The 13,374-nt window shown below is 58.5% G+C and carries 13 protein-coding genes; 3 read left to right on the top strand and 10 right to left on the bottom strand.

Annotated elements, in window-relative coordinates:
• Nucleotides 1-30 precede the first annotated feature (30 nt).
• Together ACWPM9_RS04490 and ACWPM9_RS04485 are read right to left on the bottom strand one after the other, a co-directional pair.
• Nucleotides 31-1,959: an FUSC family protein gene (locus ACWPM9_RS04490; protein WP_484756902.1), complete on the bottom strand. Its 1,929-nt coding sequence runs from the start codon at nt 1,957-1,959 to the stop codon at nt 31-33.
• The gene (locus ACWPM9_RS04485) at nt 1,956-2,411 is read right to left on the bottom strand and encodes a MarR family winged helix-turn-helix transcriptional regulator (RefSeq protein ID WP_484756901.1); all 456 of its coding nucleotides are present in this window, start codon (nt 2,409-2,411) and stop codon (nt 1,956-1,958) included. Before ACWPM9_RS04485 ends, ACWPM9_RS04490 begins: the two co-directional genes overlap by 4 nt.
• Before the next feature lie 131 nt (nt 2,412-2,542).
• Here ACWPM9_RS04485 and ACWPM9_RS04480 point away from each other — a divergent pair, with 131 nt between their 5' ends.
• Nucleotides 2,543-3,205 (top strand): SH3 domain-containing protein, encoded by a 663-nt coding sequence (locus ACWPM9_RS04480; protein WP_484756900.1) that lies wholly within the window; start codon nt 2,543-2,545, stop codon nt 3,203-3,205.
• A gap of 22 nt (nt 3,206-3,227) precedes the next feature.
• On the opposite strand, the gene tal is transcribed toward ACWPM9_RS04480, so the two are convergent.
• Nucleotides 3,228-4,184, bottom strand: coding sequence for a transaldolase (tal, locus tag ACWPM9_RS04475; protein ID WP_428187743.1), 957 nt, complete (start codon nt 4,182-4,184; stop codon nt 3,228-3,230).
• A gap of 195 nt (nt 4,185-4,379) precedes the next feature.
• Between tal and ACWPM9_RS04470 the strand changes: the two genes are divergently transcribed.
• Nucleotides 4,380-5,387 carry a sugar-binding transcriptional regulator gene (locus ACWPM9_RS04470; protein ID WP_484756899.1) on the top strand — a complete coding sequence of 336 codons (1,008 nt, stop codon included), beginning with the start codon at nt 4,380-4,382 and terminating at the stop codon, nt 5,385-5,387.
• On the opposite strand, the gene ACWPM9_RS04465 is transcribed toward ACWPM9_RS04470, so the two are convergent.
• Together ACWPM9_RS04465 and ACWPM9_RS04460 are read right to left on the bottom strand one after the other, a co-directional pair.
• On the bottom strand, nt 5,384-6,268 hold the full coding sequence (locus ACWPM9_RS04465; protein WP_484756898.1) for a methylated-DNA--[protein]-cysteine S-methyltransferase: 885 nt from the start codon (nt 6,266-6,268) through the stop codon (nt 5,384-5,386). The genes ACWPM9_RS04470 and ACWPM9_RS04465 overlap by 4 nt on opposite strands.
• Before the next feature lie 67 nt (nt 6,269-6,335).
• Nucleotides 6,336-6,833, bottom strand: coding sequence for a DUF2244 domain-containing protein (locus ACWPM9_RS04460; RefSeq protein WP_484756897.1), 498 nt, complete (start codon nt 6,831-6,833; stop codon nt 6,336-6,338).
• 22 nt (nt 6,834-6,855) lie between these two features.
• Here ACWPM9_RS04460 and nth point away from each other — a divergent pair, with 22 nt between their 5' ends.
• Nucleotides 6,856-7,632 (top strand): endonuclease III, encoded by a 777-nt coding sequence (gene nth, locus ACWPM9_RS04455; protein ID WP_484757594.1) that lies wholly within the window; start codon nt 6,856-6,858, stop codon nt 7,630-7,632.
• A 4-nt stretch (nt 7,633-7,636) separates the two neighbouring features.
• Here nth and ACWPM9_RS04450 read toward each other — a convergent pair whose 3' ends face one another.
• The 5 genes from ACWPM9_RS04450 to ACWPM9_RS04430 all read right to left on the bottom strand — a co-directional run bounded on the left by ACWPM9_RS04450 (nt 7,637) and on the right by ACWPM9_RS04430 (nt 13,361).
• A complete protein-coding gene (locus ACWPM9_RS04450) occupies nt 7,637-8,362 on the bottom strand; it encodes a sulfate transporter family protein (RefSeq protein ID WP_484756896.1) in 726 nt (241 codons plus the stop codon).
• Between the two features lie 81 nt (nt 8,363-8,443).
• Nucleotides 8,444-9,247 carry a carbon-nitrogen hydrolase family protein gene (locus tag ACWPM9_RS04445; RefSeq protein WP_484756895.1) on the bottom strand — a complete coding sequence of 268 codons (804 nt, stop codon included), beginning with the start codon at nt 9,245-9,247 and terminating at the stop codon, nt 8,444-8,446.
• 176 nt (nt 9,248-9,423) lie between these two features.
• Entirely contained in the window at nt 9,424-10,755 is a 1,332-nt protein-coding gene (locus tag ACWPM9_RS04440) for an NAD(P)/FAD-dependent oxidoreductase (RefSeq protein WP_484756894.1), read from the bottom strand.
• Between the two features lie 153 nt (nt 10,756-10,908).
• Nucleotides 10,909-11,277, bottom strand: coding sequence for a DUF1850 domain-containing protein (locus ACWPM9_RS04435; RefSeq protein ID WP_484756893.1), 369 nt, complete (start codon nt 11,275-11,277; stop codon nt 10,909-10,911).
• The gene (locus ACWPM9_RS04430) at nt 11,274-13,361 is read right to left on the bottom strand and encodes a TRAP transporter permease (protein WP_484757593.1); all 2,088 of its coding nucleotides are present in this window, start codon (nt 13,359-13,361) and stop codon (nt 11,274-11,276) included. The genes ACWPM9_RS04435 and ACWPM9_RS04430 overlap by 4 nt, the downstream gene beginning before the upstream one ends.
• Nucleotides 13,362-13,374 lie beyond the last annotated feature (13 nt).

The raw sequence follows: 13,374 nt of genomic DNA, 5'->3' as shown, positions 1-13,374 counted from the left end.
CGAGGCGGCGTTCGGCCGCCTCTGTTCGACTTATCGGGCGGCAGTCAGAAAAACTTTGTGCTGCGTGAGTGCGTCATTGGCGTCGCTGAGTAACCGCAGTGACGGCAGCCACCCGGCGCCGACACGTCGCGCAGCGCGGTTCAGCGCAACCGCTGCCTTTGCCGGCTCACGATCGAGCCGCTGTAATCGTGCCAGCGCGGCCAAGGCAACGCGTCTTTCCGCGGGCGTCGCACGTTCACTTTGCAAGATCATCTGTAATTCCATGACCGCCTTGCCGAGTGACAGCACCGCGAGAGCACCCTCTGCCACCTCATGCACGGGCATGCCACTGCGCTCTGCATAGCACACCATGCGCAACAGACGATGATGCAGGCGTGCACGCCAGACCAGACGGTGGTCAAGCGCATCCTCTGCACGCGCCAGCATCGCAACCTCATCGACAGCCATCCTGATCAGCGCGTTCAGGCGGCGTTTGGCATCCACAGGATAAATGCCTTTGAAAACGAAGAACGCCACGACGGGAGCAGCGACAACCGCAGCCGCATTGGGTATCCAGCCCGCAAGGTCTAGCGTCAGCGGTAGATGCGGTTGCAGCAGGAGCAATGAGACCATGGCATAGTCAAAGCCAAGTACCGCAGTGCGTTTATGCGCAAACAAAAGCGCGCTCGCAAAGATGAACGGGATCATCATCAACACGAGTTGGAATGCGTTGTCGGCGAAAGGCCAGACGACGAAATTGCAGACAAGAGCGCCCAACGCTCCGAGGAATTGCCCTTTCATGACGAAACGCATCAGGCCCGCCGGATTATCGAAGGTGGAGAATATGGTGGTCATGATGGACAGACCAAGCATCAGAAACGCAAGCGGGTGCCAGCCGGTCAGGCTCCAGGCCAGACCAACCAGCATAAGACTGACAAAGGCCCGCACCGCCGATTGCCGTGCACCGTGCCAGTCGCGATGCAGCACAGGTAAAAACGCTGTCGGCAAAGGCACAGGCTTCTCAAAGCGAGCCGAACGGAAGGCAGTTATAGCATTGCCAAGACCATGCAACGCCTCCGCAAGGTCAGGAAAATGATTTATTTTGGCGGCCGCAAGATTGATCCGCTCAATCGCCAAGGCGCTATCCTCGCCTCCCTCGAGCAGGCTTGCAGCGTCTTCCAGTGCAGCGGCAATCTCGATATCGTTACCCTCTGACAGAGAGCGGGCCGACAACAGTAGCGCTATCTGCGCAGACAGAATGCTGCGCATTGCCCGGGTCGACTGCCGACGTCGCAAAGATCCAGCGGCATGCGGATCGAACTGCTCATCGGCCAGCGCCATGTCGGCCAGTATCCGTTCCTCGGCCGGGGTCAACTGCTTGGCCCCGCCGTTACGAACGCGTAATGCCAGGGCACGCAACAGATTGGCCGTCATGTGGCGCATACGCCCGACGATCTCGGCCTCTCCGCTTTCAGGGGTGAAAATCCATCCGATAACAACCGATGCAACGACGCCTGTCAGAATGGTACCCAACCGATCGAGACCCAAAGCAAAGACATGGTCAGGATGACCAATGTCCAGCAGCGCGACCATGGATGCCGAATAGGCAGCCAACATGGCACAGTAAGACGTAAGCCCACGCAGGATGTTCCCTGCGGCAACACATCCCGCTACCCAGATTGCGAGCCCGATGACCATACCAAGCGGCGAACTGCTGAACAGCAATACAAGCAGGATGCCCGCAGCCACCCCGACAAAGGTGCCGCCTGCCCTGAACAGTCCCTTTTCCAGCAATTGTCCCCGCGTCGGCTGCGATGTCGCCCATACCGTCATCGCCGCCCATTGGGGATGCTCGAGGCCCAGAAGCCAGGCGATAACCAGCGCAACCGAGGCCGCAAAGGCAGTCTGTGCCGCAAAGCGCAGTTTTGGCAGATCAAAGCCAAGCTTTGAAAGAGGTGACGCATTACATGTTGATTTCATTGATTATCTCGGTTGTCTTTTGTGCCTTCAAGCCGTTCTTCAATCCGCGAAAAAGCACTCATCATCGCCTCGGCGGTCCGATCGTCGACATCCTGCAAAAGCTCCTCTTCCAGTTGCGCGACTACGCCCATGATCTCATCCACACGGTGCTTGCCCGCAGCTGTCAGCGAAAGCCGCTTGGCACGGCGATCTGCGGGATCTTGGCACCGCTCGATCAAACCTTGCTCCTCAAGCTTGTCGAGCAGGCGCACAAGGCTGGACACGTCCAGTCCAATCCGGGCCGCCAGATCTTTATGATGCAGCCAGCCGTCAGCGCGATGGAGATGCACAAGCGGCGCCCAGGTCGCATCGCTCAGCCCGCTTGCGGATAGTCGGTCATCCAGAAACTGGCGCCAGCGCCGGGCAAGAACGACGATGCGCATGCCGAGAAGGTGTTTCGAATTTTTCGTCATATTTCATTTGTATCAAAATAGTTTGTACTGCAAGTAAATTTTGAACTGCCCAAGAATTTACCTTTGCCTGCGATAATTCGTGAGCCTGTCGGACAGATCGTTTATGCTTTGCCCGAACAACGGAGAATTGCATGCGTTCAATTGCCGCCATCATTGCAGCCAGCACCATCCTCACTGCTGGCATCGCTTTCGCGCAGGAACCTTATGTCGTGCCAGCGCCTGAAATTCGCACGAATCCGTCAGACGACGCAGCCATCTGGCATGTCCTGGGACTTCGCCGGGGAGATGTACTCAACATGCGAACGGCGCCCAGCCTGCGAGGTAGAGTGATTGCTGCCCTGGAAGAAGGCATGCCGGTGCGCAATGAAGGCTGCCAGGACCGCGATGGTCAATACTGGTGCCGCGTTTCGACCTATGGCAGGCCGCGCATCAGCGGCTGGGTAAACGGACGTTATATCTCGGATGAATTTGTCGATCCCGGTCAGGGCGGAGCCTATCAACCGCCGCCGGTCAAACCTGGTCGCTACGATCAGTCAGGCTATGTCGACTGCCGTTTCGACCCCGACCCCAAGCTCTACAACTGCCGCTTCGGCCTGCAACGTCAAGGGACCAGCGCCCTGATCGACATTGAAACACCGGACGGTATGACCCGGCAGCTCGAATACAGGGCGGGACGGTTCAAAAGCACGGACGGGGTCGCAACCAGATCGCGCAAGCGCGGCGGTGAGGCAGAGGTCACCGTCGGTGGCTATGAGACGTATTTTATTCCAGATAAAGTCGTGCTCGACTGGTAAGCCGAGCACGATACAGTCTTGATCAGGCGTCGAGCGCCTTGGAGACCTTGCTGCGCAGTGTGCCCAGATCCTTGGCAAAGCTGCGAATACCTTCGGCCAGCTTTTCGGTTGCCATTGCATCTTCGTTCATGGCCCAACGGAATGCCTTTTCATCGAGCGAAACAGCCGGATCGGCTGTGGTCTTCTCGGGCGAAAGCTTGCGCTCCAACGTGCCCTTGTCAGCATCGAGTTCGTCCAGTAGCGCTGGGCTGATAGTCAGGCGATCGCAACCGGCAAGGGCTTCGATCTCGCCGGCATTGCGGAACGATGCGCCCATGACGATGGTCTCGATACCATTGACCTTGTAGTAGTTGTAGATCTCGCGCACCGACTTCACACCCGGATCGGTTTCAGCGGTATATTCTTCACCTGTCGACTTCTTATACCAGTCGAGAATACGACCGACGAAAGGTGAAATCAGGAATGCCTTCGCTTCGGCGCAGGCAATCGCCTGAGCCTTGGAGAACAGCAGCGTCAGGTTGCAATCGATGCCTTCGGTCTGCAACACTTCAGCTGCGCGAATGCCTTCCCATGTCGATGCAAGCTTGATCAGGATGCGATCCCGCTCGATGCCGCGCTCCTTGTAGGCAGCGATGATCTCGCGCGCCTTGGCAATGGAAGCCTCGGTGTTGAAGGAAAGATCGGCGTCCACTTCGGTCGAAACGCGGCCAGGAACGATACCGGCCAGCGCTGCACCAACGGAAATGGCCAGACGGTCGGCAACGGCAGACGCCACTGCATCGCTGGATCCGCCTTTAGATTTTCCCCAGGCAATTTCTTTCTTGAAGGCATCATCGAACATATCGGTGCCGAGCGCCTTCAGGACGATGGTGGGGTTGGTGGTGCAGTCGACTGGCTTCAGCCGCGCCACAGCCTCGATATCGCCGGTATCGGCCACCACGGTAGTCATGGAACGCAGTTGTTCAAGCTTGGAAGTCATCTGGAAAACCCTTTGGAGAATGCGTTTCTATTGGAACGGTCGGCAGGCGAATTCGTTTCACGACCGAACGCTTTAATTAAGCAGAATATCATCGCTCGCTCGCGACAAAGTCAAGACATTTGTTCATCCCATTTGACATAAGTTTCACGGATGGCAATAGTATGACGATCTTCACCTGACGGGAATGAATGCATAGTGGCCAAACTTCGACGCGGCAGCCATCCGACCTATTCCGAAGCTTCGTCCTTGAGACTGCGTGCCGCCTGGCTTTATTACAACCAGGGCCTGACCCAGAAAGATGTGGCCGAACGTCTCGGCATCAGCAGGTCGACCGTAATCCGACTGCTCGACGAAGCGCTGAAGCGTGCCGAAGTCCAGATCTGGATCAGCGACGCGATCGGCGATTGCGTTGAGCTTGCAACGGGGCTGGAAAAAGCCTTCGGGCTGGATGAAGCCATTGTCGTTCCGGCGCCGGCGTCGGATCAGGCTGACGCGATTGCCAAGGCAGTGGGGCTGGCTCTCGGTGAATTTCTATCTGACGTCATTGAAGACAATACCACGATCGGCGTCGGTTGGGGCCGCACGATGACCGCCTCGCTGTCGGGCTTTCGCCCGCCACGACGCGAAAACTGCAAGGTCGTGTCTCTCCTTGGCGGCATCGTCGCCGTCCATCAGACCAATCCCATCGACTATACATGGCGGCTTGCAAGCCAGCTCGGCGCGGAATGCTACATGTTCCTCGCCCCATTGCTGGTGGACTCGGTGGAGACCAAGCAGGCACTGATCGAAAAATGCGGCTTGAAGACCCTCTACGACCTTGCCGAAAATCTGGACCTCGCCGTGGTTTCCTGCGGCGATATAGGTCCACAGTCCACATCGCTGTCGGAAGGCTTTATCAGCCATGAAACCCTGGACGAACTGATCGCGGCCGGCTGCATCTGCGATACTATGTTCAACTTCCTCGATGCCGAGGGCCGTTCCGTCGAACACTCCATCAACCAACGCGTCATGTCGGTGGAACTGGATACGCTGAAGAAAGCGAAGCACATTGTGCTCTCCTCCGGCGGCGCCCATCGCGCCAAAGCCATTCGCGCTACAATAAAACGCATCGGCTGCAACACGCTGATCACGGACGAAGCCGCCGCGCGGGAATTGCTCGAGCTGCAGGGGCAATCGCTACCCGGGGCTGAGGAAACCGCTTAAACCTGCCCCGCCTCCCAACCCAGCATTGCGCGCTTGCGTGTCAGTCCCCAGTGATAACCGGTCAGGGTGCCATTCTTTCCAAGCGCCCGGTGGCATGGCACCACGAAGGAGACAGGATTGCGTCCGACCGCTGCACCAACGGCCCGGCTTGCCTTCGGTTGACCGATACCCTTGGCAATATCGGAATAGGTCACAGCCTTGCCAAGCGGTATGTGCAGAAGCTGTTCCCACACGCGGACCTGAAAATCGGTGCCGATCAGGACAACCCTTAACGGTTGATCGCCTGACCATTGCGCGGGATCGAATATGCGAGCGGCATAGGGAGCGGTAACCGCCTGATCGGCAATATAATTGGCCTCTGGCCAGCGTGATGCCATATCCTCGAAACTTGCCGCCTCCGCGCCAATATCGGCGAAGGCAACACCTGCAAGACCGCGCTCGGTCGCCATGATCAGCGCTTGGCCAAAGGGCGATGAATGAAAGCCGTAGCGAATAGTCAGGCCGGCTCCCCTCGCCTTCCATTCGCCCGGCGACATCGCCTCATGGGTAACGAACAGATCATGCAACCGCCCCGGTCCCGACAGACCAAGCTCGATGGAGGTCTCCAGAAGCGGCATCGCCTCCTGCCCCAGCAACCGCTTGGCATGATCCAGCGTAACAGCCTGCAGGAAAGCCTTGGGCGACAGTCCCGCCCAGCGCGTAAACGTCTTTTGCAACTGGGTCGGCGACTGGCCGAGCCGTGCGGCTACCGTCTCCAGTGACGGTTGCTCCTGATAGTCCAGCGTCATCATCTCGATCACGCGCCGCACAGTCTCGTAGTCGCCGCCCTCAGGCGTGATGTCTTGAAGCGTGGATATGTCGATCTTGGCAGCAAGGGTCATGGGGCTCTCCTTCATGATGAGAGAACACCACGATGAACGCGTTGAAACCACCCGATTCTTGCGCGCATCAGATCCGCTGTTTCACCGTTGCCAGAGCGCCGCGAAACGCCTTGGCAAAACTTTCGCGATCATCCGGATTGAGAAAGGAGCCGATATCCGTTCGCCGCCCCTCGCCACTCACATGCATCGATACGATACCGTCCTCGCCCTGACGCTTGACGAAGAATTTTGCCCAGAACGGATTGAAGCGATGTTCGGTCATCAGACCGGAAGGCGTGAACTTGCGGACATGGAGATAGGTGCGCGCAACCTCTACCTCTTCGCGGGCGCGACCGGACCGGTAGCTGAGCCAGAAGGCGCCGTAGAGAAGCAGGAAGTCGAGGCCGAAGAACAGACCGATGGGCCAGGCACCGGTCATGATGAAGAACAGCGCATGGCCAACGCAGACCGAACCGGCTATCGCCAGCATGATGACAAAGCCCTTGCGCCCGAGCGAGCGATAGGGTGTCAGCTCGGCTGCAAAAATTGGCTGCTCGATCATATCGTCTACGTTGCCTTCGCTCATGTGAACCATCTATAGAATGACGATGACGACTCCGAAGGCCAAATCCAGCACCCAAAATACGAAAATGTCAATTTCCGCGACTGCGCGGAAAAAGCCCGTGCGTCGCAGTGCCTATTCAAAGGCGGAGCTGGAAGAGATCTTTCGCCGTTTTGCGATCCAGCGGCCGGAGCCCAAGGGCGAACTCGAACACGTCAATCCCTTTACCCTGGTCGTCGCCGTGGCCCTATCGGCGCAGGCGACTGATATCGGTGTCAACAAGGCAACCCGCGCCCTGTTCCAGATTGCAGACACGCCGGAAAAGATGCTGGCGCTCGGCGAAGACAAGGTCCGCGACTACATCAAGACCATTGGCCTTTATCGCAACAAGGCCAAGAATGTCATCGCGCTCAGCCGGATGCTGGTAGATGAGTTCGGCTCGGTCGTGCCCCGTACCCGCGAGGAGCTTGTGCAACTACCGGGCGTCGGCAGAAAGACCGCCAACGTGGTCATGTCCATGGCCTTCGGCATTCCGACCATAGCCGTCGACACCCATATCCTGCGCATTGCCAACCGCATCAAGCTTGCACCGGGCAAGACGCCAGACGAGGTGGAAGCCAGGCTCGAGGCGATTATCCCCAAACACTATCTGTTCCACGCTCACCACTGGCTAATCCTGCACGGGCGCTATGTCTGCAAGGCGCGCAAGCCGGAATGCGAGCGCTGCGTCATTGCCGATATCTGCAAGTCCGGCGAAAAGACCTGCGACGTGCCAGCCCCTCTGGTCGAGCTGCCGGCTCAGATTTTGGCCACGTCCGCCTGACCTCTCATCGAGGCTGGCTTGGGGCAAAGCCCGGATCGCGTTTCGACAACATCTTGTGCAGATGCACCATCATGCTCGCCGCAAACAGCGGAGTGAGCAGGTTGACGATCGGCACCGCCAGAAAGGCCGCGATCAGCAATCCGGCCATGAAAACGGTGGCACTGTGTTTGGCCCGGAAAAGCCGTGCATCCGCAGGCGTCCGGAAGCGTGTCGCGGCGAATTCGAAGAACTCACGTCCGAGCAGATAGCCGTTGACCAGAAAGAAGGCGACGATGTTAACGCCGGGAATAAACAGTAACAGCAGCGCAATGATATTGCCGAGAATGACGACGCCGAAGAACTTGAGTGAGTAGATGATGGCCTGCCCAAGAGGCATTGCCGTTCCGGGCGCATCGGCTGGGTAATCGCGCTTTTCCACCACCTCGGCCACATCATCCAGGAACAGTCCGGCAATGATTGCGGTCACCGACGACAACAGGAAAGCCAGCACCAGCGCCAGACCGATACTGGCAACAATGCCGAACACAAATGTCAGCCAGCCAGCCCAGTCGGGCAGATCGGGAAAGAAGCCGGCAAGCCAGGGCATGGCATAGGCCATGAAGGCGCTGCGAAAGGTGAACCATAGCCCCATCAGAACGAGGATGGTCAGGCCCAGCACCTTCCAGAAAACCGACCGGGTCTCGACCGCAAATAGATTGGTCAGCGCAAGCCTCGCCGCGTCGAAAATCATGTATCTCTCCCTCGTGACATGACTATCGATGTAAGAAGGCGGGCGCGAACGCGCAAGCCAGCGCCCAAAAGTGTCGGAGGATTATGCCTTGGTCGCAGTCACAGCACCGTAGAGTTCTGGCCGACGATCGCGCAGATAGGGCAGTTCTGCTCGGCTCTCGTCATAGGCGGCCGGATCGAGGTCGGCGAACATCAGGCATTCGCCGCTGCCGGCGCGGCAGAGGAAACTGCCATCAGGTGCGACCGCAACCGAATGGCCTTCGTAGTTCAGCACGCCGTCATTGCCGCAAAGGTCGGTATAGAGAATGAAAAGCTGGTTTTCCATCGCACGCGCCGGCAAGATGCGTTCCGGGATACGACGATTGGCAGGTGTCGTCGCAAGTGCTGTCGGCACGATCAACAATTCAGCGCCGGACAGGCCGATGCTGCGCACGATTTCAGGGAATTCCACATCGTAGCAGATCAACATCGCAGCCTTCAGACCGCCAATCTCGAACAGTTCGGGCCCTGTATCCGAAGGCGTGAACGCAAGGCGCTCCATATCGCCATAGAGATGGCATTTCCGGTAGACACGCTGTGGCTTGCCCGGCTGCGAAAGAGCAACGCTGTTAAAGATCGTGTCACCATCGCGCTCGGCAAAACCGGCCACCAGGGCAATCTTGAACCTGTCTGCGATCGCCTGAAGCTTGGTGGCAATAGGACCATCTGCGGGCTCCGCCATCGTTGCTGTCGCAGCTTCCAGCGCATAGCCCGTCACGGACATTTCCGGAGTGACCAAGAGATTAGCCCCCATAACGGCTGCCGCTTCCGCAGCTTTAGCGATCTTGGCAAGATTGCCGTCGACATTCGTCAACTCTGAAAACATCTGGAACATGGCGACGCGCATGAAAACTCCGTGGCAGTGTGGCTGACATAGTCGGACCGCATTGGAAATGTGTTAGACACATCTCCAGTCAGCGATGAGCTGAAACACTTATCGTACTCAACATCTCAGGGAAACCTGAGAACTGCCGAAGATATTCCTCTGATTTCTTGAGGCGCAACGCGCCCCACGGACCTCGATCAGAGCGTGGTCAGCAATTCGATCGTCGAACCGTCGAAAAACCGTGAGAGCCTGAAGGCTGTCGGATCCACGCACGGTGTACCGCCAGTCACCAGATCCGCGGTCAATCGTCCGGCGCCCGGACCGATGCCGAATCCGTGGCCGGAAAAACCGGTGGCGATGAAGAAGCCCGGCACTGTCTCGACAGGCGAGATGACTGGCACGGCATCGGGGGTGACGTCGATCAGGCCGGCCCAGCGTTGTGCGATCTGGGCATCCTTGAAAACCGGATAGGCCGCCTTGAGCCTGGAAAGCGCACGATCAGTCTCACGAGGTGCAGGAACGGGATCGAGTACCCGGCAGCGCTCAAACGGGCTTTGCCTGTCGAGTGCCCAGCGCGACGGCAGCATTGCCTCTTCGAGGAAACGGTTTCCGACGCGAAATTTCAAAGAACGCCAATCGTTCTTCAATGCCGGCAGGAATTTTCCGAAATAGCGGAAGCTGTCGGGCACGATATCGACGACATTGTCGCCCTCTGAGGCAATGGTATAGCCGCCATCCTGACGCTTGCGGATGGCAAAATCATTGCTGAACAGCGTTGTCTCAGGCCCGCCTTCGACCGGGGTTGTCCGGATGACCGTGTTCATCACCTTCAACTGCGGCAGGTCTACACCCAAATTGCGCGAGAAGAGGCTTGACCAGGCACCGCCGGCCAAGACCACCGACGAGCAGGCGATAGAGCCGCGTTCGGTCACCACCCCGCAGATTTTGCCGCCTGCTTTTTCAATGCCGCGCACGGCGCAGCGGGTGAGGATATGGGCACCTTTGTCGCGCGCGGCCTCGGCAATGGCGGGTGCCGCCTTTTGCGGCTCGGCACGACCGTCAGCGGCCGTATAAAGAGCACTTCGAACAGGAAGCCTCAGGCCTGGATATAGGCTGTCGAACTCCACCTGCCCCACCATGCGCGACGGCAACTGGTAGCGCCCGAGCTCTTCCGGCCACTGCGCATTGGAGGCCTCCTCCGCTTCATCGGCAGACACAAAGACAATTCCGCATTGGCGATAACCGGTATCCCGCCCGACACGGCTGTCGAGATCGCGCCAGATGCGGATCGATTCCGCCATCAAAGGCACTTCACGCGGATCGCGTTGCGAGATACGCACCCAGCCCCAGTTGCGACTGGACTGTTCCTCGGCAATGCCACCTTTTTCGCAAAGAGCGACAGACACGCCGCGCTCGGCAAGTTCCAGTGCTGTTGAGGTACCGATAATACCGCCGCCGATGACCACCACATCCACCTTGGACGGAAGCGCTTCATCTCCCTGAACGGCAACAACCTGCGGACCTGGCATGCGATAGCTCCAATACGAAAAACAGATAAAGGGCCAAAGACACCCTCGGACCACGGGTCAACCTATAGCCCCCATGCTTTCGCGCAAGCAACATCCGGCAGAAACATCATAGCGATGGGAAGACGCAGGCCGTGATCGCGGCGGTCGGGAATGTCAGCTATCGCAGGGTCTAATCACGACCGGCGCGTCCGCATGTCCGCCGATATCCTGGCAAACGCCAGCGGAGCATACTGTCCAGGCGGAGACCGTTGCACCTGAGGCGGCAAGCGCCAGTTTCGGCTGCGGCGGCAAGTGTGGAGACCAGACCCACCAATCATCGACAAGCTTCGCTCCCTCGCCCGGATCCATGCCGGCACCGGACCCCTTGACAGACGCCTCGGTCAGTTCGAACCCGGATGGTGTGAGAGCCCAGCTTTCCCGCCACTCGGTCTTCTCGACCGAATGTATCCACGACAGCGTGAAGGTTGCAGCCGCCAGCGCAACGGTTTTACCGCCGGCCAGAATGCAAACGGCTGCACTCACGCGCCGGCTTCCGTAACCTGCCGGTTGGCAGACCGCCGCCAGACGACAAAAGCAAACACCAATGCCAGTGCAAAGCCGATCTCGTCCGTCAATGGCAAGGCCGTAATGAGCGTGAAGGCCGCTGCCATGGCAAGCAATCGTTCAAGCCAACTGAGATGAATGCGCAAGAAACCGATGACCGCAGCCCCCCAAAGACCGATGGCGATCACAGCCTTCAGCACGATATAGGCAACCGCCAACGGGAAGCCGATTGCACCGGCAAGCGTGCCACCATCCTGCAACATCAATGCCGGCGTATAGACTGCCATATAGGGAATGACGAAGCCGGCAGCGGCCACCTTGATCGCCTCCATGGAGATCTTCAGCCCCTTTTCCTTGGCAATGGGGGCTGCGGCAAAACAAGCAAGCGCCACCGGCGGTGTCAGATCCGCCAGAATGCCGAAATAGAAGACAAACATGTGGCTGACGATCAGCGGCACACCGAGGGTGAGCAAAGCCGGACCGGCAATCGAGGACGTGATGATATAGTTCGGAATGGTGGGTATACCCATGCCGAGCACGATGCAGGTGACCATTGTCAGGATAAGCGACAGGAACAGGCTCTGCCCGCCAACCGAAACGATGAACTGGCCGAAGGTGTTGGCAGCTCCGGTAAGCGTCATAGTGCCGATGATCACGCCGACGACGGCGCAGGCAACCGCGACCGGAAGTGCGGTCTTTGCCCCGTCAGCCAGCGCATCGCGGCAGATGATGAGCGTTTCGCGCCCGCCTTTGAGGACCGCGTTCCAGGCCACCAGCACAACCAGAGCTGCAAGCACCACATGCATGCCGAAGCGGAAGAAGGCTGCTGCCACAAGACCGAGTCCCACCCACAGGATGACCCGCAGCACAGTGGAGGGAAGCCCAAGCGCTGCCGATGAGCCAAGGATCAGCAATACGGTGAAAGCGAGACCCACAGTGCCGGCAAAGAGCGGCGTGTAACCGGAAAACAAGAGCCAGACGAGGGCAGCCAGCGGCAGGATCAGATACCACTGCGTGCGGATGGCGTTGAGCGCCGACGGCAGCTCGCTTTTGGGAAGGCCGACCAGATTATATTTTCCGGCCTCCAGATGGACCATCCAGAAAGCAGAGGCGAAATAGAGAAGCGCCGGAATGATCGCGGCCCGCACGATCTCGTGATATTCTACGCCAATTGTTTCAGCCATGATGAAAGCGACCGCCCCCATGACCGGCGGCATGATCTGCCCGCCCATGGAAGAGGTGGATTCCACCCCGCCGGCAAAGGCCGCCCGATAGCCGAAACGCTTCATTAGCGGAATGGTGAACTGCCCGGTGGTTACGACATTGGCGACCCCCGAACCGGAAATGGTCCCCATGAGCCCCGAAGAGATGATCGCAACCTTGGCCGCGCCACCCTTCTTGTGACCGACCAATCCTAGCGACACATCTGTGAACAGCTTGATCATGCCGGCCTTTTCCAGAAAGGCACCGAACAGGATGAAGAGGAAGATATAGGTCGAGGACACATATACAGGAATGCCGTAAATGCCCTCTGTGCCATAGGTCATGTGATCGATGACCTGCGAGAAATCATAGCCGCGGTGATTGAAGGGCGACGGAAGATATTGCCCGAACAGGCAGTAGGCGAGAAAGAGCCCCGATATCACCGGCAAAGTTGGCCCCATCACCATCCATGCAGCGGAAAACACCGTGACCAGCGCAATGATGCCCATCACCAGATCGCGTGTCAGGGGATCGCCCGCACGCTGGATCAGCGGCGCATATTCAACCCACTGATAGAGCGCGACTGCCACGCCGGCGAGCGCAAAACCCCAGGCAACGGTTTTCAAGATCACGCCATACTGGCGCGCCAGCGCCAGAAGCGGAAAGGCCAGCAAGGTCACAAAGCCGACATGCAATGCCCTGACCACCTGGCTGGGCAGGTCGATCAGATGGGCAGCGGTCGCAATCTGGAAGACGGAAAAGGCAATCGCGATGTAAAACAGCAAACGCCCCTCGCGCCCGGCCGGGAAGCTTTCGGCCAATGGATCATGGATTGAGAGTTGCTGATCGCCCTGCGGCATATGATGCCCGGCC

It is taken from the genome of Agrobacterium sp. H141 (assembly GCF_057158725.1).
Note: the sequence above shows the minus strand (reverse complement) of the source record. Positions and strands in the feature narration are given on the sequence as shown.

What these genes read in the sequence shown, in the direction of transcription:
- ACWPM9_RS04450 (WP_484756896.1), bottom strand. Translation starts at nt 8,362, where the DNA reads ATGATTTTCGACGCGGCGAGGCTTGCGCTGACCAATCTATTTGCGGTC.
- ACWPM9_RS04490 (WP_484756902.1), bottom strand. Translation starts at nt 1,959, where the DNA reads ATGAAATCAACATGTAATGCGTCACCTCTTTCAAAGCTTGGCTTTGAT.
- tal (WP_428187743.1), bottom strand. Translation starts at nt 4,184, where the DNA reads ATGACTTCCAAGCTTGAACAACTGCGTTCCATGACTACCGTGGTGGCC.
- ACWPM9_RS04445 (WP_484756895.1), bottom strand. Translation starts at nt 9,247, where the DNA reads ATGCGCGTCGCCATGTTCCAGATGTTTTCAGAGTTGACGAATGTCGAC.
- nth (WP_484757594.1), top strand. Translation starts at nt 6,856, where the DNA reads ATGACGACTCCGAAGGCCAAATCCAGCACCCAAAATACGAAAATGTCA.
- ACWPM9_RS04440 (WP_484756894.1), bottom strand. Translation starts at nt 10,755, where the DNA reads ATGCCAGGTCCGCAGGTTGTTGCCGTTCAGGGAGATGAAGCGCTTCCG.
- ACWPM9_RS04460 (WP_484756897.1), bottom strand. Translation starts at nt 6,833, where the DNA reads ATGAGCGAAGGCAACGTAGACGATATGATCGAGCAGCCAATTTTTGCA.
- ACWPM9_RS04430 (WP_484757593.1), bottom strand. Translation starts at nt 13,361, where the DNA reads ATGCCGCAGGGCGATCAGCAACTCTCAATCCATGATCCATTGGCCGAA.
- ACWPM9_RS04485 (WP_484756901.1), bottom strand. Translation starts at nt 2,411, where the DNA reads ATGACGAAAAATTCGAAACACCTTCTCGGCATGCGCATCGTCGTTCTT.
- ACWPM9_RS04465 (WP_484756898.1), bottom strand. Translation starts at nt 6,268, where the DNA reads ATGACCCTTGCTGCCAAGATCGACATATCCACGCTTCAAGACATCACG.
- ACWPM9_RS04480 (WP_484756900.1), top strand. Translation starts at nt 2,543, where the DNA reads ATGCGTTCAATTGCCGCCATCATTGCAGCCAGCACCATCCTCACTGCT.